The sequence below is a fragment of the Agrobacterium genomosp. 13 str. CFBP 6927 genome (genome assembly GCA_900012615.1).
GTDB lineage: Bacteria > Pseudomonadota > Alphaproteobacteria > Rhizobiales > Rhizobiaceae > Agrobacterium.
The window spans coordinates 876,842-900,484 of the sequence record LT009757.1 but is presented as its reverse complement, the minus strand read 5'-3'; the positions used below and the strand labels follow the sequence as shown (position 1 = coordinate 900,484).

The 23,643-nt window shown below is 58.0% G+C and carries 20 protein-coding genes; 7 read left to right on the top strand and 13 right to left on the bottom strand.

What is annotated here, in order from left to right:
• Position 1 precedes the first annotated feature (1 nt).
• Together AGR13A_RS25025 and AGR13A_RS18510 are read left to right on the top strand one after the other, a co-directional pair.
• Positions 2-160: a hypothetical protein gene (locus tag AGR13A_RS25025; RefSeq protein ID WP_155275992.1), complete on the top strand. Its 159-nt coding sequence runs from the start codon at positions 2-4 to the stop codon at positions 158-160.
• 15 nt (positions 161-175) lie between these two features.
• Entirely contained in the window at positions 176-1,630 is a 1,455-nt protein-coding gene (locus AGR13A_RS18510; protein ID WP_035226790.1) for a glutamate synthase subunit beta, read from the top strand.
• 178 nt (positions 1,631-1,808) lie between these two features.
• Here the strand turns inward: AGR13A_RS18510 and AGR13A_RS18505 are convergent, their stop codons facing one another.
• From AGR13A_RS18505 to AGR13A_RS18490, 4 genes are all read right to left on the bottom strand, one after another.
• Positions 1,809-3,164, bottom strand: a complete 1,356-nt coding sequence (locus AGR13A_RS18505) for a sensor histidine kinase (RefSeq protein ID WP_035226787.1) — start codon at positions 3,162-3,164, stop codon at positions 1,809-1,811.
• Positions 3,161-3,835, bottom strand: a complete 675-nt coding sequence (locus AGR13A_RS18500; protein WP_080838433.1) for a response regulator transcription factor — start codon at positions 3,833-3,835, stop codon at positions 3,161-3,163. Before AGR13A_RS18500 ends, AGR13A_RS18505 begins: the two co-directional genes overlap by 4 nt.
• Positions 3,836-4,038: 203 nt before the next feature.
• Positions 4,039-5,274, bottom strand: coding sequence for an SGNH/GDSL hydrolase family protein (locus tag AGR13A_RS18495; RefSeq protein WP_080840310.1), 1,236 nt, complete (start codon positions 5,272-5,274; stop codon positions 4,039-4,041).
• 64 nt (positions 5,275-5,338) lie between these two features.
• Entirely contained in the window at positions 5,339-6,562 is a 1,224-nt protein-coding gene (locus AGR13A_RS18490; protein WP_080838431.1) for a lytic murein transglycosylase, read from the bottom strand.
• 195 nt (positions 6,563-6,757) lie between these two features.
• Between AGR13A_RS18490 and galU the strand changes: the two genes are divergently transcribed.
• On the top strand, positions 6,758-7,645 hold the full coding sequence (gene galU / locus AGR13A_RS18485; RefSeq protein ID WP_035226781.1) for a UTP--glucose-1-phosphate uridylyltransferase GalU: 888 nt from the start codon (positions 6,758-6,760) through the stop codon (positions 7,643-7,645).
• A gap of 63 nt (positions 7,646-7,708) precedes the next feature.
• On the opposite strand, the gene uppP is transcribed toward galU, so the two are convergent.
• Positions 7,709-9,190, bottom strand: a complete 1,482-nt coding sequence (gene uppP, locus AGR13A_RS18480; RefSeq protein ID WP_080838428.1) for a polysaccharide biosynthesis protein UppP — start codon at positions 9,188-9,190, stop codon at positions 7,709-7,711.
• A 416-nt stretch (positions 9,191-9,606) separates the two neighbouring features.
• Here uppP and AGR13A_RS18475 point away from each other — a divergent pair, with 416 nt between their 5' ends.
• Together AGR13A_RS18475 and AGR13A_RS18470 are read left to right on the top strand one after the other, a co-directional pair.
• Positions 9,607-9,972: a PAS domain-containing protein gene (locus AGR13A_RS18475; RefSeq protein WP_035226777.1), complete on the top strand. Its 366-nt coding sequence runs from the start codon at positions 9,607-9,609 to the stop codon at positions 9,970-9,972.
• 59 nt (positions 9,973-10,031) lie between these two features.
• Complete coding sequence (locus AGR13A_RS18470; RefSeq protein ID WP_080838426.1) at positions 10,032-11,027, top strand: KpsF/GutQ family sugar-phosphate isomerase; 996 nt, start codon at positions 10,032-10,034, stop codon at positions 11,025-11,027.
• Positions 11,028-11,030: 3 nt separating this feature from the next.
• Here the strand turns inward: AGR13A_RS18470 and AGR13A_RS18465 are convergent, their stop codons facing one another.
• The 6 genes from AGR13A_RS18465 to AGR13A_RS18440 form a co-directional block, all read right to left on the bottom strand.
• A complete protein-coding gene (locus tag AGR13A_RS18465; protein ID WP_080838425.1) occupies positions 11,031-11,498 on the bottom strand; it encodes an NfeD family protein in 468 nt (155 codons plus the stop codon).
• Positions 11,499-11,500: 2 nt separating this feature from the next.
• Positions 11,501-12,547, bottom strand: a complete 1,047-nt coding sequence (locus AGR13A_RS18460; RefSeq protein ID WP_035226772.1) for an SPFH domain-containing protein — start codon at positions 12,545-12,547, stop codon at positions 11,501-11,503.
• 59 nt (positions 12,548-12,606) lie between these two features.
• A complete protein-coding gene (hemH, locus tag AGR13A_RS18455) occupies positions 12,607-13,641 on the bottom strand; it encodes a ferrochelatase (protein WP_080838422.1) in 1,035 nt (344 codons plus the stop codon).
• Between the two features lie 348 nt (positions 13,642-13,989).
• Entirely contained in the window at positions 13,990-15,918 is a 1,929-nt protein-coding gene (locus AGR13A_RS18450) for a 5'-nucleotidase C-terminal domain-containing protein (protein ID WP_080838420.1), read from the bottom strand.
• 216 nt (positions 15,919-16,134) lie between these two features.
• Entirely contained in the window at positions 16,135-16,509 is a 375-nt protein-coding gene (gene omp10 / locus AGR13A_RS18445) for an outer membrane lipoprotein Omp10 (RefSeq protein ID WP_003497694.1), read from the bottom strand.
• Positions 16,510-16,656: 147 nt separating this feature from the next.
• Positions 16,657-18,102, bottom strand: a complete 1,446-nt coding sequence (locus AGR13A_RS18440) for a homospermidine synthase (RefSeq protein WP_080838417.1) — start codon at positions 18,100-18,102, stop codon at positions 16,657-16,659.
• Between the two features lie 259 nt (positions 18,103-18,361).
• On the opposite strand from AGR13A_RS18440, the gene AGR13A_RS18435 reads away from it, so the two are divergent.
• Entirely contained in the window at positions 18,362-19,270 is a 909-nt protein-coding gene (locus tag AGR13A_RS18435) for a GGDEF domain-containing protein (protein WP_080838415.1), read from the top strand.
• On the opposite strand, the gene AGR13A_RS18430 is transcribed toward AGR13A_RS18435, so the two are convergent.
• Positions 19,267-19,902 (bottom strand): aminotransferase class IV family protein, encoded by a 636-nt coding sequence (locus tag AGR13A_RS18430; RefSeq protein WP_080838413.1) that lies wholly within the window; start codon positions 19,900-19,902, stop codon positions 19,267-19,269. The two genes, AGR13A_RS18435 and AGR13A_RS18430, sit on opposite strands and share 4 nt — an antisense overlap.
• A 99-nt stretch (positions 19,903-20,001) precedes the next feature.
• Positions 20,002-21,852, bottom strand: a complete 1,851-nt coding sequence (locus AGR13A_RS18425; protein ID WP_080838410.1) for a M3 family oligoendopeptidase — start codon at positions 21,850-21,852, stop codon at positions 20,002-20,004.
• A gap of 170 nt (positions 21,853-22,022) precedes the next feature.
• Between AGR13A_RS18425 and AGR13A_RS18420 the strand changes: the two genes are divergently transcribed.
• Entirely contained in the window at positions 22,023-23,567 is a 1,545-nt protein-coding gene (locus AGR13A_RS18420; protein ID WP_080838407.1) for a sigma-54-dependent transcriptional regulator, read from the top strand.
• Positions 23,568-23,643: the final 76 nt, after the last annotated feature.

Sequence of the window (23,643 nt, the reverse complement as noted above, 5' to 3'; positions counted from 1 at the left end):
CGTGAGGATACTACACCAACTGGTCTCGCTGATGATCGCGGTCGCCGTTCCCACGGCGATCTACTGGACGAGCGGCGAGACCGGATTTGAGTTCATCGTGCTGGGGGCGGCTTTTGGTTTCGCTTACTGGTACTGGGGCCCGACAGGCGCTCCGCTTTGATGTGAGGACATAAACGTGGGCAAGGTTACAGGTTTTCTGGAGATCGACCGGCAGGTGGGCAAGTATCAGCCCGCATCGGACCGCATCCGCCATTTCCGCGAATTCACCATTCCGATGTCGGATGCCGAGGTGCAGAAGCAGTCGGCGCGCTGCATGGATTGCGGCATTCCCTATTGTCACGGCCCGACCGGCTGTCCCGTGCACAACCAGATCCCCGACTGGAACGATCTGGTCTATAACAACAACTGGGAAGAGGCGATCCGCAACCTCCACTCCACCAACAACTTCCCGGAATTCACCGGCCGCGTCTGTCCCGCGCCTTGTGAGGAGGCGTGCACGCTGAATCTCGAGGATGCACCGGTCGCGATCAAGACCGTCGAGCAGGCCATCGCCGACAAGGCCTATGAGCTGGGCTTTATCGTGCCGAAGCCGGCAACGATCCACACCGGGAAAAAAGTTGCCGTCATCGGTTCCGGCCCCTCGGGCATGGCGGCCGCACAGCAGCTTGGCCGCGCCGGTCATGAAGTGCATGTTTACGAGCGTGAATCGAAGCCCGGCGGGTTGTTGCGTTACGGTATTCCTGATTTCAAGATGGAGAAGAACTTCATCGACCGCCGTGTCGAGCAGATCAAGGGCGAAGGCGTTACCTTCCATTGCGGCGTCAATGTCGGCGTGGATGTGACGGTTGAGACGCTTCTGGCAGACCACGATGCCGTGCTTTATTGCGGCGGTTCGGAAACCCCGCGCCCGGCCGGTATCGGCGGCGCTGATTTCAACGGCGTTTACGACGCCATGCCTTACCTCGTGCAGCAGAACCGCCGCGTTGGCCGCGAAAACATCGACAGCATCGGCTGGCCTGCCGATCCCATCCTCGCCGGCGGCAAGCATGTCGTCGTCGTTGGTGGCGGCGATACGGCCTCTGACTGCGTCGGTACGGCTTTCCGTCAGGGTGCGGTGAAAGTCACGCAGCTCGACATCCGCCCGATGCCGCCGGAAAAGGAAGACAAGCTCGCGGTCTGGCCCTTCTGGGCAACCAAGATGCGCACCTCTTCCTCGCAGGCAGAAGGCGCCATCCGCGAGTTCCAGGTCGCCACGCTCGAATTCGTTGGCGAAGATGGCGTTCTGACCGGTGTGAAGTGCTGTCAGGTGGATGATCGCCGCAAGCCCATCGCCGGCACGGAATTCATCATCAAGGCTGATCTCGCCTTTATCGCCATCGGCTTCTCCGGCCCCTTCACCGATAGCGTGCTGAAGGAAATGAATGGCAAGCTGACGCTCAATACCGATCGTCGCGGCTCTACCAATGTGGTCGCCAATGAGACGGACTACAGAACCTCGGTCGACAAGCTGTGGGCGGCAGGTGATGTTCGTCGTGGCCAGTCGCTGGTTGTCTGGGCCATCCGTGAAGGCCGCCAGGCGGCACGCGCAATCGACGAGGCGCTGATGGGCGCAACCGTCCTGCCGCGCTGAGCCAGACGATGCGGCGCAGGCCGCTACCCGAAAACAGAAAGGCCTGTTGTGTTTCACAACAGGCCTTTTGTTTGACTGGAGAACCGAAATGCAATGAAGGTCTCGCATTCAGGGGACGGACACTATATCGCGCCTTAAAATTGCAATGACATTACGTGTTTCCGAAGATGAGATCGTTTCAGCAATAGGGGAGGCTGATGCGGAAGGAGGCGCCGCCGGTAGGTGAATCACCAATGGTGATCTCTCCGCCATGGTATCGGACGATTTCCTGCACGAGGTTGAGACCGAGGCCGGTGCCGCGATCCTTGGGCCTTAATCGATGGAACGCGTCGAACACGGCTTCCCGGTCTTCTTCGGGAATTCCCTGACCCTCATCGGATATGTCGATCACGCGGTTGGCCCCGACTTTTATGGTGATGGTTCCGCGATTGCCGCCATGTTCGATGGCGTTTTGCACGATGTTCATAAGGGCGCGCTGCAGCGAGGCGTCATCCGCAAGGGCGAGGATCGGTTCTTCCTCCGGCTCGAATGAAAGCCCGTATCCTTGAGAAATCGCAAGCGGCGCCATGTCCGCCACGACCGACCTGCAAAGACCAACAAGATCAAGCGGGATAAGGGGCGCCTTTTGCCCGCCAAGTCGCTGCAGATCGAGCAATTGTTCGGCAAGCACGGCGATACGGCTGGCATCGGCCAATATCCTGCTCCGGTCCGGCCCGTCGAGCAGCGTTTCAACGCGGGTCTGGAGAATGGCGACCGGGGTGCGCAATTCATGGGCGGCATCGAGAATGAAACGCTTGTGCCGTTCATAACCATCGTCCAACCGCTGCAGCGCGCCGTTGACGGCATGCACGAGCGGCTGCACTTCCTGTGGAATATTACTATCCGGCAATCGATATCCGCGTCTGTCGATATCGATGGTTTCCGCCGCATGCGCAATGGCGGAAAGGGCGAGAAATTCCCTGCGGATGATCCAGGGAATGGTCACGATCGTCACGATGGACATGAGAATAAGGATGGGCATGATCAATATGTTGGAAAACAGCAGAACCGGGAATGTCATGCTGAACGGGCCGCCTTTGCCGATCATGACGAATTCGCCAGCCGGCCCTGAAGCACGGCGAACGACGGCGATGCGCACCACGGCAAGATAGGAATAGGACAATGCCGCGTCGCGCACATCCGAGACTTTGATGTCGCTAAGCTGTTGATCCATATTGCTGAAGACCTCTGGTACCGGCCCGCCCTGCACGATTTCACCTTTTTCGCTGACCGCAACGAACCAGAAATCGGGCATGTCGTTGCGTAGCTCGGCAAACTCCTCCGTTTCCTCCAGTCTCAGCCGGCCATCCTTGTCCCGCATGATTGCATTGGCGGTGATCTGGGCTGCCTGGGGGCTGAGCAGGGCGCTGCCTGCGCCGCCGCTGGACAGGTAAGCAACGAAGGCCGCACTGACGATGAAGAGGCTGCCGATCTGGAACAGCAGCAATTGAATTGTCAGGCGATGTTTGAGCGATTTCCGTCTGGCCAGCTTCATGCGGCCGCCCTCAGAAGGTAACCAACACCGCGAATGCCGTGGACCTCAAGGCCTGCATCCGCCGCCTGCAATTTACGGCGCAGACGTGAAATATGGGAATCAAGCGCATTGGACTGGATTTCATCGTCGAAATTGTAGACGGCCTCCTCCAGCACCGAACGAAGCACCGTTCGACCCTGCCGGCGCAACAGGGCTTCAAGAATGAGCAGTTCACGTCTGGTCAGGGGAATAAACTCCCCCTTGATGCGCACTTCCCGGGTTTCGAAGCAAAATTCCAGCTTGCCCAGTCTCGCCGTCATCGTCACCGCGCCTGCCGGTCTGCGCATCAGGGCGCGGATACGGGCAAGAAGCTCCTCGACGGCGAAGGGCTTGCCAAGATAATCGTCCGCTCCAAGGTTGAGACCGTTTACCCGGTCGGCAAGTGTCCCCTGCGCCGTCAACACGATGACGGGCGGGGTGACGGGCAGCAGGCGCAGATCTTCTATGAGTTCGATGCCATCGCCATCGGGCAGTTGCCGATCAAGCACGACGAGATCGTGAACACCGTCCATGATCGCATGGCGGGCAAGGTCGAGCGTCCCGACATTATCCACGATGATATCGAACCGGTGCAGGGCGGCGGACAGGGCTGCTGCCATTTCGCGTTCGTCTTCAACTAGCAGCAGGCGCATGAAGTGTTCTCGGCAATGTCTGCGCACCTTCCCCGCAGGGCCGCGCATGAAATAAAACAACAGCTTCGTGGATGTAACGAAGAAATATCGCCTTGCAAAAACGCGGTTATAGGCCGCTCTCCTGCAGAGCTTCACTTATCCTGCCATTTTCGGATTGCCTAAACATTACGCCCTGACGGGCTCTCATGCTGGTGATGTAGCGCCTATTGTCTGGCCTGTGCCGTATCCGGGACGATGCGGTAGTCATCGATGCGGCCTGCCGGCGCATCGGCCATCTCGCCGCGCTTGGTCAGCCGCTCGCGTGGTGATTCCACCACCGATACGCGTGTCGGTCCTGCTGTCAGGGGAGCATCGCCAAGCAGCTTGTCGCCGCCATCAAGCGCCGGATCGGTAAGGCTGATCGGTTGCGTGCGCACCTGTCCCGCGTCGATGCCAAGCGCCGGCAGCGAAGTAAGAGCCGGCAAGTTGCTGCCGTCCAGTTTCACGAGATCAGGGCCGGCGCTGTCGAGGTGCCTGCGCACGAATTTCTCGACGTAAAAAGCAAGCTTGCGCTTGCCGGCGCTTGTCATGCCGACGCCATCGGCTTCGCGCAGGCGGGCCTGCTGCCCGTTCATGTCGTAACCGGTAATGACGAATTTCCCCGCCTCGTCGACGAAGCCGTCCCACACATCCACGAATTCGCCGCCATATTTCTCGACATGGCTGCGATAAAGCCGGTTGAAGCCCACCAGATCGGCGGTGAGCGAGGGCGACTGGAAGGCGGGCAGACCAACCCATAACAGCGGCACCTTCTTGCGGCCCGCAATAGTCAGAAGTTCATCGATCCGCCGTTCATATTCCTTGAACCAGACATCGGTGCCGAATTTTTCCCTGATATCGCCGATCTGCATCTGCTGGCGATCGTTCGATCCCATCATGATGACGATCGTGGCCGGATTGGTCTCGGTTATGAATTGCGGCAGATTGGCGAACCAGTCGTAATAATCAGTGCGAACGAGACCTGAGGAGCCGTTCGCCCGCACATCGACGGCGATTGCCGGTGAACTGGCAAAGGCGTTGACCAGTTCTTCCCCCATGCCGCCGGCCAGAAAATCGCCGACGACCAGCACGCGCCTTGCATTTTCAAGTTTGGCGGCCGGTTCCGGTTTTATGGTTCGCATCTGAACCACCGAAGGCGCTTTTCTCGCGGGTTGCGGGCGAGTGACGGCTCTTTCGCGTGGGGCTGACGGGAAATCCCGGCGGTTGCGGGGCTGGTATTCGCGGCTGGGCGCATCCTCCCGGCCCACGGGCCTGCCGAACAGCATTTCGAACAGGGTACGCCGCTGTTCCTGCGCGAAGCTTTGGGAAGGGACGAGCGGCGTGCACAGCGCAGCACAAAGGATGATGGCGCAGACACGCCAACCTGTCTTTCCGCTTTTCGCCGCAGGTTTCCTACTCATGGCACCGACCTTTCCGGATGGTTCGGCGGCGGTAACGACCGTCGCCGAATTCGCCGGCACATTATTAATTGCGCAGGGCTCTCAGCAATCGCTGCGACGGCTGGCCGTCATTTTCCATGCCCATGCGCGACTGGATGGCGCTGATTGCGGCCTTCGACCCGGAGCCGAAATTGCCGTCGATTTCGCCATCGTAATAACCCAGTTCCTTCATGCGGGTCTGGAGTTCGAATTTTTCACGAATATCCAGCGTGCCGTCCGGACGCGGCCATTTCTGCTGCATGCCGCCATAACCGGCAATTTCGTCCGCAAGCAGGCCAACTGCCAGCGCGTAGCTGTCCGATGCGTTGTATTTCTTGATGGTGAAGAAGTTTTTCATCATCAGGAAACCGGGGCCGTTTGCACCCCCCTGCAATTTCAGCATGGCGCGGTCGGAGCCGCGTGTGAAATTCTTCCCGTTCGGACGGGTAAAACCAAGCTTTGCCCATTCGGCAATGGTCTTCGTCTGGCCTTCATAACGCGCGCCGCCACGCGGTACGGCGGTTTCATAACCCCAGGTGCGGCCGGGCTCCCAGCCGTTCTTGGAAAGAAGATTGGCAGCGGTTGCCAGCGCATCGGGAACCGAGTGCCAGATATCGCGCTTGCCGTTGCCATCGGCGTCCACCGCATAAAGCAGATAGCTGGTCGGGATGAACTGGGTGTGGCCCATCGCCCCTGCCCAGGAACCCGTCAGTTGCTTCGGCGTTACATCGCCGGCCTGCAGGATTTTGAGCGCGGCGATCAATTGCGTGCGTGCGAATTTGGCGCGCTTGGGATCGGAATAGGCGAGCGTGGCCAGCGCCTGCGGAATATTGTGCAGTCGCTCCGGCTTTTCGAGAACGGCGCCGTAATTCGATTCCATCGACCAGATGGCGAGGATGATGTGTTTGTCGACATTGAAGTTGCGCTCGATCCAGTTGAGGGTCGTCGCATGCTTCATCTTCATTTCCCGACCGATCCGCACCGTATAGGGGTTAACGCGGGAATCGAGATAATCCCAGACCTGAGTGGTGAATTCCGGCTGAAAGGTTGCCTTGCGCAGCGCGTCCGGATCCGGCTCGCTGACGCCGGCAAAGGCCTTTTGATATGTGGCCTTGCTAATGCCTTCTTTCGCGGCTGTTGCGTAGAACTGGTTGATCCATTGTCTGAACCCCGCATCTGCGTGAGCAGAAACGGGCGCCAGCGAGATTGCCAGACCTGCAGCCATCATGCAGCCGAATTTGCGGACACCTGAAAGGATCATCTTTGTCATCGTCAGTCTTTCGTTCTCTCGAATGTCATTTCGATTGCGAAAACGCATCGGGCGTCATCATGGATAACAAAAGAACGTCAACAAATTCTTTACCATTAATAGATGGTAGCGTCACCCTTTACAAAACGTTGTTATTTTTGAAATAACAACAGCGTGCGGGGATTGTGATCAAGTTTTATCTCTCAGGAGGGATATGTGGTAGAACAGAAGAAAATTCGGAAGGCCGTATTTCCGGTCGCAGGTCTCGGCACGCGTTTCCTGCCCGCAACCAAGGCGGTTCCGAAAGAGATGCTCACCGTCGTCGACAAGCCTGTCATTCAATACGTCGTTGATGAGGCGGCGGAAGCGGGCATCGAGCATTTTGTATTCGTTACCGGCCGCGGCAAGGCGGTCATCGAAGATTATTTTGATATTCAATTTGAACTCGAACAGATGCTGCGTGAGCGCAACAAGAATGCCGAGCTGACATTGCTGGCCGGCCTTCTGCCCAAGGCGGGCACGGCAAGCTTCACGCGCCAGCAGGTGCCGCTCGGCCTTGGCCACGCGGTATGGTGCGCGCGTGATATCGTCGGTGATGAGCCTTTCGCCGTGCTTTTGCCTGACATGATCATGCACTCGCAGAAAAGCTGCCTGAAGGGCATGGTCGAACTTTACGACCAGACCGCCGGCAACGTCATCGCTGTGCAGGAATGCGCTCCCGACCAGACGCATAAATACGGTATCGTCGGCGTGGGCGACACCGTTGGCGAAGGTTTCAAGATCACCGAAATGGTCGAAAAGCCGGCCAAGGGCACGGCGCCGTCGAATTTCTATATTAACGGCCGCTACATCCTTCAGCCGGAGATTTTCGACATTCTCGAAAATCAGGAACGCGGTGCCGGCAATGAAATCCAGCTGACGGATGGCATGCTGACGCTCGCCAAGTCGCAGGAATTCTCCGGCTATCATTTCCGCGGCCAGACTTTCGATTGCGGTGCAAAGGATGGTTTCATCCTCGCCAACGTCGCCTTCGCTCTGGAGCGCGGCGATATTCGTCCTGCGATCGAGGAGCCGATCAAGGCACTTATCGACGGCCTGAAGTAATTCAGCCAAAATATGAGATTGGGATCCCGGCCTTCGCGCCGGGATTTCTGTTTTGGAGACAGTTTATCGCTTCAGGACAAGCCCTGCGCCGACGCGCAGTTCGTTGCTGTCATAAACCGGCGTCCACTGGTAGCTGACATCTGCCGTCAGATCGAGATAGCGGTTCAGGCCCCAGGTCAGGCCGGCGCCTGCGGTATATTCCACGACATTATCGATGTCGGAGGAGGGGAAGGTGCGGTGAACGATCTGCCCCGTCAGTCGAGCAACCAGATTGCTGCGCAATTCGTGGGTCAGACCGGCGTCAAGGCGATAGGAAATCCAGCCACCCTGCGGGCCGCCGGCGAAGTCCTCAATCATCGTGCGCAGCCCGAGATTAACGTTGGTACCGCGCTGGGGTGACCAGTTCAGTTCGCCGTCCAGTGTCAGCGCGCCGATGGCGGCAAGGCGGTCGTCGTCATATTGCTTGCGCAGATAACCTATTGCTGCCTCGCCGCGTGTCTTCTCGCCGAGGTCGACCTCGGTCCCGATCTTCGCGCCGTAGGAATTCGAGGAGCGGGCGTAGCCGGAATTATCCAGGCGGCTGTCATATTTCGTCGTTCCGACGTTCAGTTCGAGGAAGGGGATCAAGGCCGGCGACAATTCGTAGCCAATGCGACCGCGCAGATTTGCAGCCTTCTGGTCGCGGTCGCTGAGACTGATCGGCTGGCCGTTCAGGCCCTTCGCATCCGTATAGACCGTTCGCGAAAGATCGAGCGCCGCCAACCCGCGCAGCTTGCCGAAATCCCGTTCAATGGATGCGCCGGTCGTGAAGCGGTGTTCGCCGCCCTGCACCGATGCGCCGGTCAGAGCGTTGGGATCTGTCGTGTCTTCGCGGCTGAATTCGTAACCGGCCGTAAGATTGGCGGTCGTTTCTTCACCGAGATCGAGGCGCAGATCGGCCTCGAGCCTTGCCCTCGGCTCTTCGCCATCCTTGTCGCTGCCGAAATTCCTTTCCCAGGCGCCATCGCCCGTCACGGTCAGCGCGTGGCGGGACCAGTCACTGGTCAGCGTTCCACGTATGCCCGTTGTCAGGTAGTTGCGCCGGGAAGGCCCGCCGGTATTGCTCTGTTTTTCCGTATTGATCGTCTGGCTGATCGAAGGCCGCAGCAGGAATGTGCCGAGCCGGATCCCGGGCGTCTGTCCGGGTTGAGTCGGCACTTGCGGGTTTTCGCCGCCATCGACCGTCGGTTCATAGGGGTTTTCGGCCTCGGCATAGGGCTGTCCCGCTTCGTCCTGCTGTTCCAAGATCGGATCACCGGGATTGTTGGAAGGCCGCCATAGCTGCTGCGGTGCGGGCGCGGCAGTGGCCTGCGTCGTGTTTGCCTCCGCTTCTTCCGCCGGGACGCCTGGAGGCGTTCCGGCGCGGGAAGGAGCCGCAGTCGGGACAGGCGTGGCCACGCTCTGGGCAAAGGCGTTTCCGGACGCGCAAAGAAGCGTGCAGGCAAGCAGCATGGTTGCTGCTTTCCGCGACGTCGACAGACGTGTGGCGGCGCCCCTCACATTCATTCCTCTTCACCCGGCGAATCTGGCCGATGCCGGATCGAAAGTTCACCAAGGCATCTCTGCCGGCCAATGACGACAGGCCGGTGAGAATGACGTGGGCAAACCGGCGATCAGGCAGACGACGCAAGTTTTAACATCGCTTTAACAATAGGTTTTTTATGGTTAACAGTTGATAAAGATTGCCGGGATTTCAGCGCTGCGGTCATAGCCAGGAAACCCGCCGCTGCTATCGCCTGATCGGGCAGCCGGGTTTTCCGAGGCGAGGTCGCTCGAGGAAATTTGCGATAATGCAAAATATTTCTAATATGATCAGATTTAAACGGTTCAATTTGGCACGGAATCGCCCTATGATTAGGGGGAACTGGCTATTATTGCTCAGTAAGTCCTATTGATTTTTATTTTTGTGACAGCGTCTTTTCATGAATCCCGTTTTGAATATCAATCAGGTTGGTTTTTATTGCTGGGATATTACCAACGATCGATTTTATCTGGACGAAATATGCGCTGAACTCTTCGGAATTCCGCTGAGACAGGCGATGCAGGGCATCAGTATTTTCCAGATGCTTGAAAAAGTGGATCTGGATCATCGAAATCGCGTCATCGAGACCGCGTTGACCACGCTGAAGGCGGCAAGTTTCTACAGCCAGGAATATGCCGTGCGCCGAGACGACGGCTCGGTATCGTGGGTGAGGACCGTCGGACGGTATCTTGTCGATGAAGAAAACATCCCCTTTAAGCGACTGGGAACGATGGAGGAGATTTCTCCACCAGACCTGCGACACTAAACACGGCGCTTTTCCGCTGGAGAGTGGACTTATTCCGGATGAAAGAGTAACAGTCGGCCATGATTACGCGCGCCGTCAAACTGGTCGAAGACAATGCCATCGAATCCGCCGTGCGGACGATTTCGATGGAGCGGGCTGGCCTTGCTGCTCTTGAGGACGCTCTCAGAAACGGGCTTTCCGAGCCCTTCTGCAAGGCGATCGAGACCATTGGCCAGTCGAATGGCCGTCTCATCATAACCGGGGTCGGTAAAAGCGGACATATAGGCGCGAAGCTCGCGGCCACCTTCGCTTCCACCGGAACGCCTGCCTTTTTTGTGCATGCGGCCGAGGCCAACCATGGCGACCTGGGCATGATTGGCGGCGATGATGTAATTCTCGCCATTTCCAAGGGCGGTGAAAGTGCCGAGCTGCGCAGCATCATCAACTATTCGCGCCGTTTCTCCATTCCGCTGATCGCGCTGACCTGTTCGGAAAATTCGTCGCTGGCGAAAGCTTCCGATATCGTGCTTCTGGTTCCCAATGAACAGGAAGCCTGCCCGCTCGGTCTCGCGCCAACAACCTCCACATTGATGCAGCTGGCACTCGGCGATGCCCTTGCCGTTGCGCTTCTGGAAGCGCGCAATTTCACTGCCGGTGATTTCAAGGTGTTTCATCCCGGCGGCAAACTGGGCGCCAGCCTCACGCTGGTCAGCGATATCATGCATACGGGCGATCGTGTGCCGCTGGTCGATAAGGGAACGGCCATGCCGGAAGCGGTCGGTGTTCTCTCCCGCAAGCATTTCGGCTGCGTCGGCATTCTTGACGAGAATGGCCGCCTGTGCGGCATCGTTACGGAAGGTGACATGGCCCGCAACCTGTCGCGCAACCTCGCGGAATTGACGGTGGATGACATCATGACCCGCAATCCGAAAACGGTGAAAAAATCGGTTCTGGCGACCAGCGCCCTGGCGACGCTGGAAAAATTTCATATTGGCGCGCTGATCGTGGTTGACGAAGACAACAGGCCGATCGGGCTGGTGCATTTCCACGATCTTCTGCGGATCGGCGTCGCCTGATCGTCAGGATCGGTCGAGCGGTTCTATAACCAAGGTGCGGCCACGTGCGGCTGCGATCCTGACCCGTGTTCCGGCAGGCATATCCTCGCCGTTGACGGACCACCACGTATCATCCAGCCTTATCCGGCCACGCCCTTCGACGATTGGTTCCTGCAGGGTTGCCGTGCGACCGACAAGGCTTGCCTCCCGCTGGTTGAGAAAGGGTTCATCGCTGGTGTCCCGGTTCCTGCCGAAATATCGCCGGCCGAGCAGGGCAAAGATGATGGAGAGGGCGGCAAACAGCACGAACTGCAATTGCCATGCCCAGAATGCCGCTTCCCAGAAAAACAGCGAGAGCGCGCCGATGACCAGCGCGGCGAGCCCGATCCAGATCAGGAATACACCCGGAGCGACCAGTTCGGCGGCCAGCAGAATGAAGCCGACGATCCACCAGCTCCATGGTCCAAATTCTGAGGCAAGCCGTTGCAGCATCGTCACTTCTCCGATGAAGAACCGAAGGGATTGCCGGGAACCGTAACGTTGATGGTCTGTCCCGAAGACCGTGTTGGCGGCACGGAGCGGGAAGGCGTGGCGGTGGGTGCGGTTGGCGCATCGCCCCTGTCGCCGAACACCTCTTTCGCAATCGTGCCGATACCACCGAGAGAACCAATCAGCGCCGAGGCTTCCATCGGCATCAATACGATCTTCGAATTTTTGGCTGTGCCGATCTCGGCGAGCGCTTCGGTGTATTTCTGGGCAACGAAGTAGTTGATGGCGTGGACATTACCGGCGGCGATGGCTTCAGACACCATGCGGGTGGCGTTGGCTTCGGCCTCTGCCAGACGTTCGCGCGCCTCGGCATCGCGGAACGCCGCTTCGCGCTGACCTTCCGCCTCAAGAATAGCGGATTGCTTTGCACCTTCCGCGCGCAGAATCTGGGCGTTTCGCGCGCCCTCGGCTTCCAGAACCTGCGCGCGTTTTTCACGCTCGGCCTTCATCTGCCGCGCCATGGAATCGACGAGGTCCTTTGGCGGCGCGATATCCTTGATCTCGATGCGCGTGACCTTGATGCCCCATGGCCCCACGGCCTCATCCACCACGCGCAGCAGGCGATCATTGATCGCATCGCGGTTGGACAGCAATTCGTCGAGATCCATCGAGCCCATTACCGAGCGGATGTTCGTCATGGTGAGGTTTTCGATCGCCATTTCCAGATTGGAAATCTGGTAGGCGGCCTGGGCGGCATTGAGCACCTGATAGAAGGTGACGGCATCGGCGGAGACACTGGCATTATCGCGTGTGATAACTTCCTGTGTCGGTATATGGAGCACCTGCTCCATGACATTCATTTTCGAACCGATGCTTTCGATGAAGGGCACGATAAGGTTCAGGCCGGGCTCGAGCGTGCGGGTGTAGCGCCCGAACCGTTCAACCGTGTAACGATGTCCCTGCGGCACGGTCTTGATACCGGCAAACAGCACCAGAATAACCAGCACCACCGCTGCCAGAACAACAATATCGAAACCGCCCAATTCAATCATCACATTTCCTCCAGGGTAAGAACCGTCAGGGATTTTACCCCAGTATCGTTATGGCAAGATTACACCCAGCCTTGCAACTCCCGTCGCACAACCTTTTCGAGAACATCCATGCCCTCGGCGCTGTCGTTAAGACAGGGGATATGGGTGAATTTCTCGCCGCCATTATGCAGGAAAATCTCACCGGCTTCACCGGCAATTTCTTCAAGCGTCTCAAGACAATCCGATACGAAGCCGGGATTCATCACGGCAATGCGCTTGATACCCTCCGAAGCCAGCTTTTCCACGGTCTTGTCAGTATAGGGCTGCAGCCATTCCTCCGGCCCGAAACGCGACTGGAAGGTGATCATGAAATTCTTGTCTGTCCGTCCCAGCGCCTCGCGCAGCAGGCGGGCGGTTTTCTGGCAGTGACAGTAATAGGGATCGCCCTTTTTGAAATAGGATTGCGGAATGCCGTGGAAGGAGGTGATCAGCATCTCCGGCTCCCAGTCCAGCGTCGCCAGATGGTTTTTGACAGAGGCGGCGAGCGCTCCGATATAGGCCGGATCGTCGTGATAGGGCGGCACGGTGCGTAGCGCAGGCTGCCAGCGCAACTTCATCAGGTGCTCGAATGCCTTGTCGTTTACGGTTGCCGTGGTCGATGCGGCATATTGCGGGTAAAGCGGGAAAAGCAGGATTTTTTCACAGCCCTGCTCCTTCAGCGCATCGATTTTCGAGGCGATGGAGGGTTGTCCGTAACGCATGGCCCAGTCAACGACGACATTGGGCAAATCCTTCAGCGCCTCAGCCATCAGCTCGCCCTGGCTGCGGGTATAGGTGCGCAGATAACTTTCGTTCCGCTCGTGGTTCCAGATTTCCTCATAGGCCTTGCCGACCTTCTGCGGGCGTTTGTTGAGAACGATGCCGTACAGGATCGGATACCAGTAGAGCCGGGACCATTCGATCACGCGTTTGTCGCTTAAGAATTCCGCCAGATAACGGCGCATCGGCCAATAATCCGTACCATCAGGCGTGCCAAGATTGACGAGCAGGACGCCGACCTTGCCAAATCTTATGCCGGGATGGTCTACGGGGAGTGCGGATAGTTCTATCGCCATGAATGACACCCTGAAATTCGGACTGTTTGCACAAGAGCTTTCCGTTTGGGAGAGGGCGGAAGGCTCCATCTTTTGTTTTATGCATACCGACGAGAACCCTGACGGATCCTGTCGCAAATGCTTGAGCTATACGCCCCTGTCGTCAATTTGTTCACGTGTTCTAGACGAAATTTCTCAGGATTGAACCACCGGTGGAGGTGATTTCCGGGGCTCGCTGACAGGCACGATGCCCTTTTGCAAAGTGCGGCCTGTAATGACCTGTTTTTTATAGGAAAATAAGAAGCCGACCCCGTGGTTGAGGGTCGGCTTCCGGTCTGCGGCAAATTGCCCTGTCTGGTCGCTACCGGCTTATTGCGCCGGAAGCTCCAGTTCCTCACCAATCTCGATGTGGTTCGGATGCTTCAGCGTGTTCGCCTTGGCAATTCTGGTCCAGAGAGCGCCGTCGCCATATTTTTCGGCAGCGATCTTCCAGAGCGAGTCACCCTTTTCAACGACATATTTGCTGACGGCAGCAGCGGCTGCCGCAGGCGCAGTAGCGGCCGGTGCGGTGGCAGCAGGTGCCGGGGCCGGTGTGGCGGCTGGAGCAGGCGTGCTTGCTGCAGGCGCCGGGGCGGTTGCAGCGGGTGCGGGTGCTGCGGGTTTTGCCGGAGCCACGTAACCGGCCGGCGTGACTTCGCTGATGCGGCCATCCGTATAGGGCTTATAGGGGCTGTTTGCGGTGATATAGGCGGCGACTGCCTCTTCGAGGTTCGGGCCGAAGTCATAGGCGTTGATTGCCTTGGTCGCGAAGACCTTGAAGCCGTCACCGCCGGTGCGCACGTAGTTATTGGCCGCGACGATATAGGCCTTGGCCGGGTCGAGCGGCACGAAAGCGTCCCCTTCCTTGACCTCAACCGAAACGACACGGCTGCCGGCTGGCTTCGAGCGGTCGAAGGAATATTTCAGGCCGGAAACCTGCATGAAGCGGCCCGCGCCATCATCGATCTGGCTGACGCCGTTTTCGAGAGCGGCGCGGATGTCCTCGCCCTTCAGCTGGAAGGTTGCCACGGTGTTCTGGAACGGCAGAACCGTCAGGACCTCGCCCATAGAGACATCGCCACCATCAATGGAGGAGCGCAGACCGCCGCTATTGGCGAAAGCAATGGTGACGCCCTGATCCTTCACACGGGCAAGTGTTGCATCCGCGACCAGATTGCCCATGGAGCATTCCTTGACGCGGCAAATCTTGCGGTCGCCCTCGATCGGGCCTTCCGAAGTGCCGACAACCTTGGCTTTCAGCGCCTCGATCGGCGCTTTCAGCTCATCGATACGCTTGAGCGTGGCTTCATCGGGCTTGAAGGAGGAATCGATCAGGATTGGATCGCCCTTGCTTTCCTTGACCACGCCGCTGTCATCGAAGACGACGCGCAGGTCGCCGAGATATTTGCTGTATTGACCGGCCTGAACGACCGGAACCTTGTAGCCGCCGGGATTGTCGACGAGTGTCGGATAGGGGCCTTCGGCCTTCTGGTCGGTGTTGGAAAGCAGGGTATGCGAGTGACCGCCGACTACGACATCCACATCCGGGATCTTCGCGATGAATTCGAGGTCGCGCGGATATCCGACATGGGTGAGGGCGATGATCTTGTTGACGCCGTCCTGCTTCAGCTTCTGCACCTGTTCGCTGATTTTCGCGACGTCTTCGGCAATGGTGATATTGGGACCTGGTGTCGCCAGTTCCGCCGTGTCATTGGCCACGGCACCGACGATGCCGATTTTCTGCCCGCCGACTTCAAGAATGATGGAAGGCTTGACGCGATCTCCGATTTTGGAGGCGGCGGTGGCGACCACATTGGCGGTCACGACCGGAAACTGAACCTTGTCGAGGAAACCTGCAAGACCGTCCTCGCTATCGTCGAACTCGTGGTTGCCGACGGTCATGGCGTCGAACTTCATGGCGTTCAGCACTTCCGCTTCCACCGTGCCCTTATAGGTGGTGTAAAACAGCGATCCCTGGAAATTGTCGCCGGCATTGAGCAGCAGAACGTTCTTGCCTTCAGCCTTCAGGGCATCGCGGGTCTGATTGATGGCGGTCAGAAGACGGGCGGCACCGCCGAAGCATTCGTTTTTGCCTTCTTCTTCCGCCGAGCAGGTCGAGTCGAACTTGTTGATCGATTCGATACGGGAGTGAAAATCGTTGATGTGAAGAATGTTGAGCTCGTAGTCGGCCAAGGCCGCTCCGGCTGAAAGCGTTATTGCCGAAACGCTCAGCATGCCCAGTCCCAAAATTTTCTTCATGGTCCCTCTCTCCTGTTCAAAGCGGAAGCCCGGGCCGGTCGATCATCATCCGGCCGTGCTTATTCTCTAATCTGAAAACATGTCAGTCTTTCAAAGCGCGATGTTTCCATTTAGCGGCAGCTGCCGCAAGCGAAATTATGACAGACGCGCAATAAAGAAAAACGCACGCCTGAGGCGTGCGTTCCATAAGGTCATCTCATTGAAAAGGTGATGTTATCAGCCTTGACGTGTCAGCGAGAACTGACTGTTCGTGTCTGTCGTGCAATTCAATTGTGACGGGGAGACGAGAGCGCAGTTGACGCGCGACTGCGTATTGCGGACCAGCGACGTCATGTTGATTTCGTAGAGTGTCGGCGAAATCGTGACATAGGTGCCGGAGGCCAGAAGCGTATTGGTATCGGTCGAACGCGTGGAGAAAGCGCCGTTCTGGAATGTCGATACGATGCCGTTACGGTCGATCCAGCGGCCATCGACGGCCGGCCCGCGGGCAAGCGATGGGGCCATCGAGGTCTGCTGGGAGGGACCCGGCGCGACGCATGAAGACACCGCGATGGCGGCTGAAAGCAAAGCAGCGCTTGTCTTGAAGTTCATGAGCCTGTTCTCCTGCGATTCGATGAAACCCTTGTGCTTCGACCATGCCGTGAAGCGTTACTTATTTCAAGGCAACGTTGTTTGCTCTCCCGGGTTCCTGACGTCCCGCATGAAAGCGCCGGCGTGACAAATATGAGACTCCGTCCCTCAGCGCACCAGAATATTGCGGAACTGCCAGGGGTCGGACTTGTCGATATTGTCGGGGAACAGGCCGGGTCGGCCATCGAGCGGTGTCCAGTCCGTGTAATGTCCCTCGACAGGGCCGAGATAGGGGCGCTGCACCTCGAGGCACCGGCGGTAATCCATTTCGTCCGCCTCAACGATGCCCACCTGCGGGTTCTCAATTGCCCAGACCATTCCTGCCAGAACCGCCGAACTGACCTGCAATCCGGTTGCGTTCTGGTAAGGGGCAAGCGAGCGCGCTTCCTGCAGGCTCAGCCGTGATCCGTACCAATAGGCATTTTTGTCATGGCCGTAGAGAAGAACGCCCAGCTCGTCAGCGCCGTCGACCAGTTCGTCTTCGCCGAGCACATGCTGGATCGGCTGGGCCGTGCCGCCATTGCCGAAAAGTTCGTGCAGGGAAAGAATGGCGTCGTTGCAGGGGTGATAGGCATAATGACAGGTAGGGCGGTAGATCACGCCGCCATCGTCATTGCGAAGGGTGAAATAGTCGGAAATCGAGATCGCCTCGTTATGGGTGACCAGAAATCCATATTGTGCGCCCTGGCCCGGGCACCATGTTCGCACCCGCGTATTGGCGCCGGGCTGATCGAGATAGATGGCCGCCTTGCTGCCTTTTTTCTGTTTTTTTGCGTTTTTGGGCATCCAGTTTTCATGCGTTCCCCAGCCGAGTTCGGCGGGTTGAAAGCCTTCTGCAATAAAACCCTCGACGGACCAGGTGTTCCAGAAAGCGCCGAAGGGCTTGGGTTCCCTTGCCCGCTGCGTGTCGCGCTCGGCCACATGCACGCCCTTGACGCCAAGCTGTTTCATGAGCTTTGCCCATGCTTCCCGGTCATGCGGCTGCGGCTCTTCGATATCAAGACCCGTATCCCTGGCGAGGTTGATCAGCGCCTGCTTCACGAACCAGGACACCATGCCCGGATTGGCGCCGCAGGTGGAAACCGCCGTGGTGCCGCCCGGTTTGCGCGCCTTTTCTTTCAGCATGGTCTCGCGCAGCGAATAATTGGTTCTGGAGGCATTGTCGGCATCGGCGTCGAAATAAAAACCGGGCCATGGCTCCACCACGGTGTCGATGTAGAGCATGCCGTGTTTGCGACAGAGCCGCATCAGATCGACGGATGCGGCATCGACCGAGAGATTGACGCAGAACCCCTGACCCTGAACCCCTTTGAGAAGCGGTTTGAGAACCTCCTTATAGTTCTCCTTGGTCAGATGTGTGCGGATATGGCGAATGTTCCTCTCGGCCAGAAACGCTGCGATATCCTCGCGCGGGTCGATGACGACGAGCCGGGTCCTGTCGAAATTGAAATGACGTTCGATCAACGGAAGAGTACCGCGCCCGATGGAGCCGAAGCCGATCATGATGATGGGGCCGTCAATATCGCCGTAAATCGGGTGGTTTGCATCCGTCATTCGTCAATTTTCCTTTTTCAGCCAATAAGTAAGCTAGATCATAAAAGCGTGCCACAATAAAGGGCAGGCGGATGACGGACATATGACGGTGGCGGTGGTGAGATGGCCGCGCGCATCCTTTCCACCACATTCTGCCTCTTCGCATTTTAGATAGTGCGTTTATAATTAGGTTCTTCTTTTCGTATATATGTCCAAAGGCTTGGGGGCTTTGGGCGGATGACGACGGGGGAGTTTTTCGCCATCACAGGAGAGTTGCCTGTTGGATAGTCTTATCGAGCGTGTCGCAGCGCTTCAGAGTGCTACCCCCGTTCTTATTGCCCTCTATGATTCCGGGGATCGGTTGCGGCATGCCAACCCATCGTTTCGGGAGAGCTTTCAGCTTGCCGCCGGTGATTTCCCGACCTGGGCGGATATCATGCGGCTGAACCAGCGGCTGGGCACCGGCGTCGTCATCAGAAACAACGATTTCGAGGGCTGGCTGATGTCAGCGCAGTCCCGGCGCGGCAAGCTGCCCTATCGCGCCTTCGAGATGGACATGTATGACGGTCGCTGGTTCTGGATGACGGAGACGGTGCAGCAGGATGGCTGGATGCTCTGCGTTGCAAGCGACGTCACGGAATTGCGCCAGGGCTACAGAGCCCTGCGGCAGGACCGGGATCTTGCGGTGCGCGCTTCGCAGACGGATGAATTGACCGGAACGGCAAACCGGCGTTTCGTTTTCGCGAAACTGGCCCTGCAGGTGGAGCGGGTGGGCAAAGGCCTTGAAGCACCCTTTTGCCTTTGCACCCTCGATATCGATTTTTTCAAGCAGATTAACGATCGTTTCGGCCACAAATGCGGCGATGCGGTTCTGCGCGATTTTGTCGGCATCGCCCATTCCGTTATCCGCCGGGTGGACTGTTTCGGCAGGATCGGCGGTGAGGAGTTCATGCTTGTCCTGCCGCGCAGCTCGGTTTCGGAAAGCCGTGAGATTGTCGAGCGGTTGCTGCAAAGGGTACGCCTTTCAAGACCTCTCGCCGATTTTCCGGATTTCTCCTATAGCTGCTCCGCCGGCATGACCCCCTATCGCATGGCGGAAAGCGCCGACGAGATTTTCATGCGCGCCGATCAGGCACTTTATGCTGCCAAGGAAAAAGGCCGTGACCGGCTTCTGGCAGTGACGGCCTAAACCAGTTCCGCCGCAATCAATCCATGCAGCGAATTGCCGACGAATAGCCGCCGCCCGGCAATATCCTCCGGTTTCAGTGCCTGTCCGCGTGCCTTGCGCTCACGGATAAGATCAGCGCGCAGGACGCCCGGCAGAATGCCGCTGTCGAGCGGCGGCGTCAGCAACTGCCCGTCCGGCATTTCGACGAAGATGCTGGTGGACGATCCCTCGCACAACTCCCCGCGTTCGTTGAGCAGCAAAACCTCGTCCGCATCCGCGGCTGAAAATTCGGCACGGGCGGCATCATAGGGTTCCCGGCGCGACGACTTGTGGCGATAGAAGGTATCGGCGGAATCGAGGGTGGTTTGTTTCGCGATCCGGACCCGCCAAACCGTGTTCTCCCGCAACGGCTGGAAATCAGCCGTTTCGATGTCCAGTTCGCCCTTGTAGTTCATGATCAGCTTGACACAGAGCGGGGTTTCGCCGCCGACCTTCTTTTCCAGAATCTGGACCGCATTGACCGGTGCGCGAAAACCAAGCGCATCGGCCGAGCGCAACAGCCGGCGCATATGCTGGTCAATGCGCTGAAAGCCCGTTTGCGGCTCCCAGCGCAGTGTTTCCCTCAGGGTCAGATCGGCGGGTTTGCGCTTCATTGCCTTTGCTCGTCGCCTGTCGTCATCATTGGTGTCCATACCGGCGATATCAACCGGCAAAGCTTGTCCGAAATAGGATAGCCTTGCCGGCTGGCGAGGTTAAGCCTGTTTGTTGTCCAGCGCTTCCAGCTCGTCGATCAGCCCCTCGATCATCGAAAGGCCCTTGTCCCAGAAGGAAGGATCGGTCGCATCAAGACCGAAGGGTTTCAAAAGCTCGGAATGGTGCTTGGTGCCGCCCGCTTTCAAAAGCTCGAAATATTTATCCTGAAAGCCGGTCTCGGCTTTCTGGTAGACCGCATAAAGCGAGTTCACCAGGCAGTCACCGAAGGCATAGGCATAAACATAGAAGGGTGAATGGATGAAATGGGGGATATAGGTCCACCATGTCTCATAACCCTCGGAAATCCGGATCGCCGGGCCGAGGCTTTCGGCCTGAACGGAAAGCCACAATTCACCGATCTGTTCAGAGGTCAATTCGCCCTGTTTGCGGGCGGTGTGCAGCTTGCGTTCGAATTCATAAAACGCGATCTGGCGCACGACAGTATTGATCATGTCCTCGACCTTGCGGGCGAGCATGGCCTTGCGTTCTCTCACGTCCTTGGTGTCGTCGAGCAGCTTGCGGAAGGTCAGCATTTCACCGAAGACGGAGGCTGTTTCGGCAAGCGTCAGCGGCGTGGCGCACATCAGCGCGCCCTGGCCGCCCGCCAGCACCTGATGCACGCCATGGCCAAGCTCGTGGGCGAGCGTCATCACATCACGCGGTTTGCCGAGATAATTGACCAGAACGTAAGGGTGGGCCGATGGCACGGTGGGGTGTGCGAATGCACCCGGCGCCTTACCGGGGCGGGCGGGGGCGTCGATCCATTCCTCATCGAAGAAACGGCGGGCGATATCGGCCATCTCAGGGGCGAAATCGCCATAGGCGGAAAGCACCGTATCCTTCGCCTCATCCCATGGAATGATCGTATTAGACGTATCTGGAAGCGGCGCGTTGCGGTCCCAGTAGTTCATCTCTTCCATGCCGAGCCATTTCGCCTTCATGGCGTAATAGCGATGCGAAAGGCGCGGATAGGCGTTTTTGACGGCGGCAGCCAGCGCATCAACCACCTCGCGCTCGACGCGGTTCGCCAGATGGCGGCTGTCGGCAATGTCTTCGAACTTGCGCCAGCGGTCGGAAATATCCTTGTCCTTGGCGAGCGTGTTGGTGATGAGGGTGAAGACCCGCAGATTCTCCTTGAAGGTGGCGCTCAGCGCTTCCGCCGCCTTCCTGCGGGTTTCCGGCTCCGGCTCCTGGAGCATGTTGAGCGTCACTTCCAGCGGAAGGCTTGCGCCGTCAATATCAAAACGCAGATCGGCCATCGTCTCGTCGAACAGACGGTTGAAGGCGGTCGCGCTGGTCATCGATTTTTCAAGGAACAGCTGTTCCAGCTGGTCGTCAAGCTGGTGCGGCTTGTCCTTGCGCAAATCCACGAGCCAGGGCCGGTAATGCCCTGCAGCGGCATCATTGGCCATGCAGGCGTCCATCACCGCATCGTCGATGCGGTTGAGTTCAAGCGTAAAAAACAGGAGATGGGCGGAAATATCCGTCAGTTTCGACTGCGCGTCGCCGTAAAGCTTGCCGTTTGCCGGGTTCGACGTATCGGAAAAATAGGTCAGTCCGGCAAAGGAGCCGATGCGGCCGATGAGATCGTCCAGCGCTTCATACTCCTTGAGAGCCGCGCCGATGCCGTTGGCGCCTGTCGCCTTTGCGGCGGTCTCAAGCTTGCCCTTCCATTTATCCTCGAAAGCCGTCGCCATCGCCGCCGCCTTCTCGAGATCACCCTTATATTCTGGCGAATCGCCCGACGGATAGAGATCCGAAAGCTTCCAGCCGGGCAGGTCGCCAAGCACGGGACCGGAGGTTTCCGCAAGGGAAAAGACGGGTTGCGGAATGGAGCGATTAAGGGTCATCGGACGTATCCTTCTGGTTATGCTTTTCGAAGCATATGGGGCCTTTGTTTCCCGTAGCAATGGATAAAATGCAAGCAAATCTCAAAACTGGATGTTCAAGTCTCCTGTGCCAGAGTGCGGCATAAGGGACCGCATGACGCAGGTCCATAAACCGGAAACCGGAGCCAAAAATGACCGCGCATGTTCTCGTGATAGACGATGATCCTGTCCAGCGCCGCCTGCTCAAAAACGCGGTGGAACGTTATGGGCATCTCGCCTTGCTTGCCGAAAACGGCAAAGCGGGGCTGGAGCTGCTCAAGCAATATAGCGGCGAGATCAATGTTGTTGTCCTCGACCTTATGATGCCGGAAATGGACGGCCTGACCTTTTTGAAAGCCGTCGGCGAACTTGGCACCGATGTTCCCGTCATTGTCCAGACGGGACAGGGCGGCATCGACACTGTCGTGCAGGCCATGCGCGCCGGCGCCTTCGATTTCGTGGTCAAGCCGGTCTCCCCGGAAAGGATCGGCGCCGCCATCTCCAATGCTCTCAAACTTGACAGGAGAGAGGCAAAGGCCCGCACGGGCAGGCGCGGACGGAGCAATGCAGTGAATTTTACCGATATCGTTTCCGCAAGCCCCGCAATGCTGAGGGTCATCGAGCTCGCACAACGTGCCGCCCAGTCCAGCATTCCCGTGGTGCTGGAAGGTGAATCCGGTGTCGGCAAGGAAATGGTCGCGCGCGCCATCCAGTCGGCCGGTGACCGGTCGAACAAGCCATTCATCACCGTCAATTGCGGCGCTATCCCGCATAATCTGGTGGAAAGCATTCTCTTCGGCCACGAGAAGGGCGCTTTCACGGGTGCCACGGAAAAACATGTCGGCAAATTCATGGAGGCCGATGGCGGAACGCTGTTCCTTGATGAAATCGGCGATCTGCCGCTGGACGTTCAGGTCAAGCTGCTGCGTGCCGTTCAGCAGGGCGAAATCGAAACCGTCGGCTCCGCGCGGGTCCAGAAGGTCAACGTCCGGCTGATTTCCGCCACCAACAAGAACCTTATCGAAGAGGTGAAGGAAGGCCGTTTCCGCGAGGATCTCTATTATCGCCTCAACGTCTTCCCGATCACCATTCCGGCGCTGCGCCGCCGCAAGGAGGATATTCCCCATCTGGCGCGGGTTTTCGCCGAGCGTTTTTCGGCGGAGCAGAAATTGCCCAATCCGGTTGGCCTTGACGCCAGCGCCCTGGCGCTGCTGACGGCTTATGATTGGCCGGGCAATATCCGCCAGCTTGAAAACGCCGTTTTCCGCGCTGTCGTGCTGTCGCAGGGCGAGGAACTGGCGGATTCCGATTTTCCGCAGATCGCGCTGCAATTGCCGGAATTTGCAACGGGGGATGAAGCGGGTGATTCCATCCGGTCGCCGTCTGGATCGTCGCTGAAACTCGCGGCCTATTCACCGCCGCCGCCATTGGCCGAAACTAACGCCGTTCTTGAAGATACGGCGGATATTTCGACGACCATCTACCGCGGAGGCAACCTGATCTCCAGCATGGACGATTCGGGCAATATCCGAAAACTGGCGGAGATCGAGGAAGAGCTTATCCGTTTCGCCCTTCGTTTCTATCGCGGGCAGATGAGCCAGGTCGCACGGAAACTCGGCATAGGGCGATCGACGCTTTATCGAAAACTGAAGGATTATGGCATCGATCCCGATGATCCGCTTCGAGATGCCGCCTGATGCCGCAAATGGCATATTCCCCGGCAGATCGTGAGATTCGTTAACTTCTGAGCAAGGATATCCGCTTACCGTCTAT

Excerpts from the sequence above, each read along its gene's own strand:
- AGR13A_RS18505 (WP_035226787.1), bottom strand. The coding sequence starts at position 3,164 with ATGAAGCTGGCCAGACGGAAATCGCTCAAACATCGCCTGACAATTCAA.
- AGR13A_RS18500 (WP_080838433.1), bottom strand. The coding sequence starts at position 3,835 with ATGCGCCTGCTGCTAGTTGAAGACGAACGCGAAATGGCAGCAGCCCTG.
- AGR13A_RS18495 (WP_080840310.1), bottom strand. The coding sequence starts at position 5,274 with ATGAGTAGGAAACCTGCGGCGAAAAGCGGAAAGACAGGTTGGCGTGTC.
- AGR13A_RS18490 (WP_080838431.1), bottom strand. The coding sequence starts at position 6,562 with ATGACAAAGATGATCCTTTCAGGTGTCCGCAAATTCGGCTGCATGATG.
- uppP (WP_080838428.1), bottom strand. The coding sequence starts at position 9,190 with ATGAATGTGAGGGGCGCCGCCACACGTCTGTCGACGTCGCGGAAAGCA.
- AGR13A_RS18475 (WP_035226777.1), top strand. The coding sequence starts at position 9,607 with ATGAATCCCGTTTTGAATATCAATCAGGTTGGTTTTTATTGCTGGGAT.
- AGR13A_RS18470 (WP_080838426.1), top strand. The coding sequence starts at position 10,032 with ATGATTACGCGCGCCGTCAAACTGGTCGAAGACAATGCCATCGAATCC.
- AGR13A_RS18465 (WP_080838425.1), bottom strand. The coding sequence starts at position 11,498 with ATGCTGCAACGGCTTGCCTCAGAATTTGGACCATGGAGCTGGTGGATC.
- AGR13A_RS18460 (WP_035226772.1), bottom strand. The coding sequence starts at position 12,547 with ATGATTGAATTGGGCGGTTTCGATATTGTTGTTCTGGCAGCGGTGGTG.
- hemH (WP_080838422.1), bottom strand. The coding sequence starts at position 13,641 with ATGGCGATAGAACTATCCGCACTCCCCGTAGACCATCCCGGCATAAGA.
- AGR13A_RS18450 (WP_080838420.1), bottom strand. The coding sequence starts at position 15,918 with ATGAAGAAAATTTTGGGACTGGGCATGCTGAGCGTTTCGGCAATAACG.
- omp10 (WP_003497694.1), bottom strand. The coding sequence starts at position 16,509 with ATGAACTTCAAGACAAGCGCTGCTTTGCTTTCAGCCGCCATCGCGGTG.
- AGR13A_RS18440 (WP_080838417.1), bottom strand. The coding sequence starts at position 18,102 with ATGACGGATGCAAACCACCCGATTTACGGCGATATTGACGGCCCCATC.
- AGR13A_RS18430 (WP_080838413.1), bottom strand. The coding sequence starts at position 19,902 with ATGAAGCGCAAACCCGCCGATCTGACCCTGAGGGAAACACTGCGCTGG.
- AGR13A_RS18425 (WP_080838410.1), bottom strand. The coding sequence starts at position 21,852 with ATGACCCTTAATCGCTCCATTCCGCAACCCGTCTTTTCCCTTGCGGAA.
- AGR13A_RS18420 (WP_080838407.1), top strand. The coding sequence starts at position 22,023 with ATGACCGCGCATGTTCTCGTGATAGACGATGATCCTGTCCAGCGCCGC.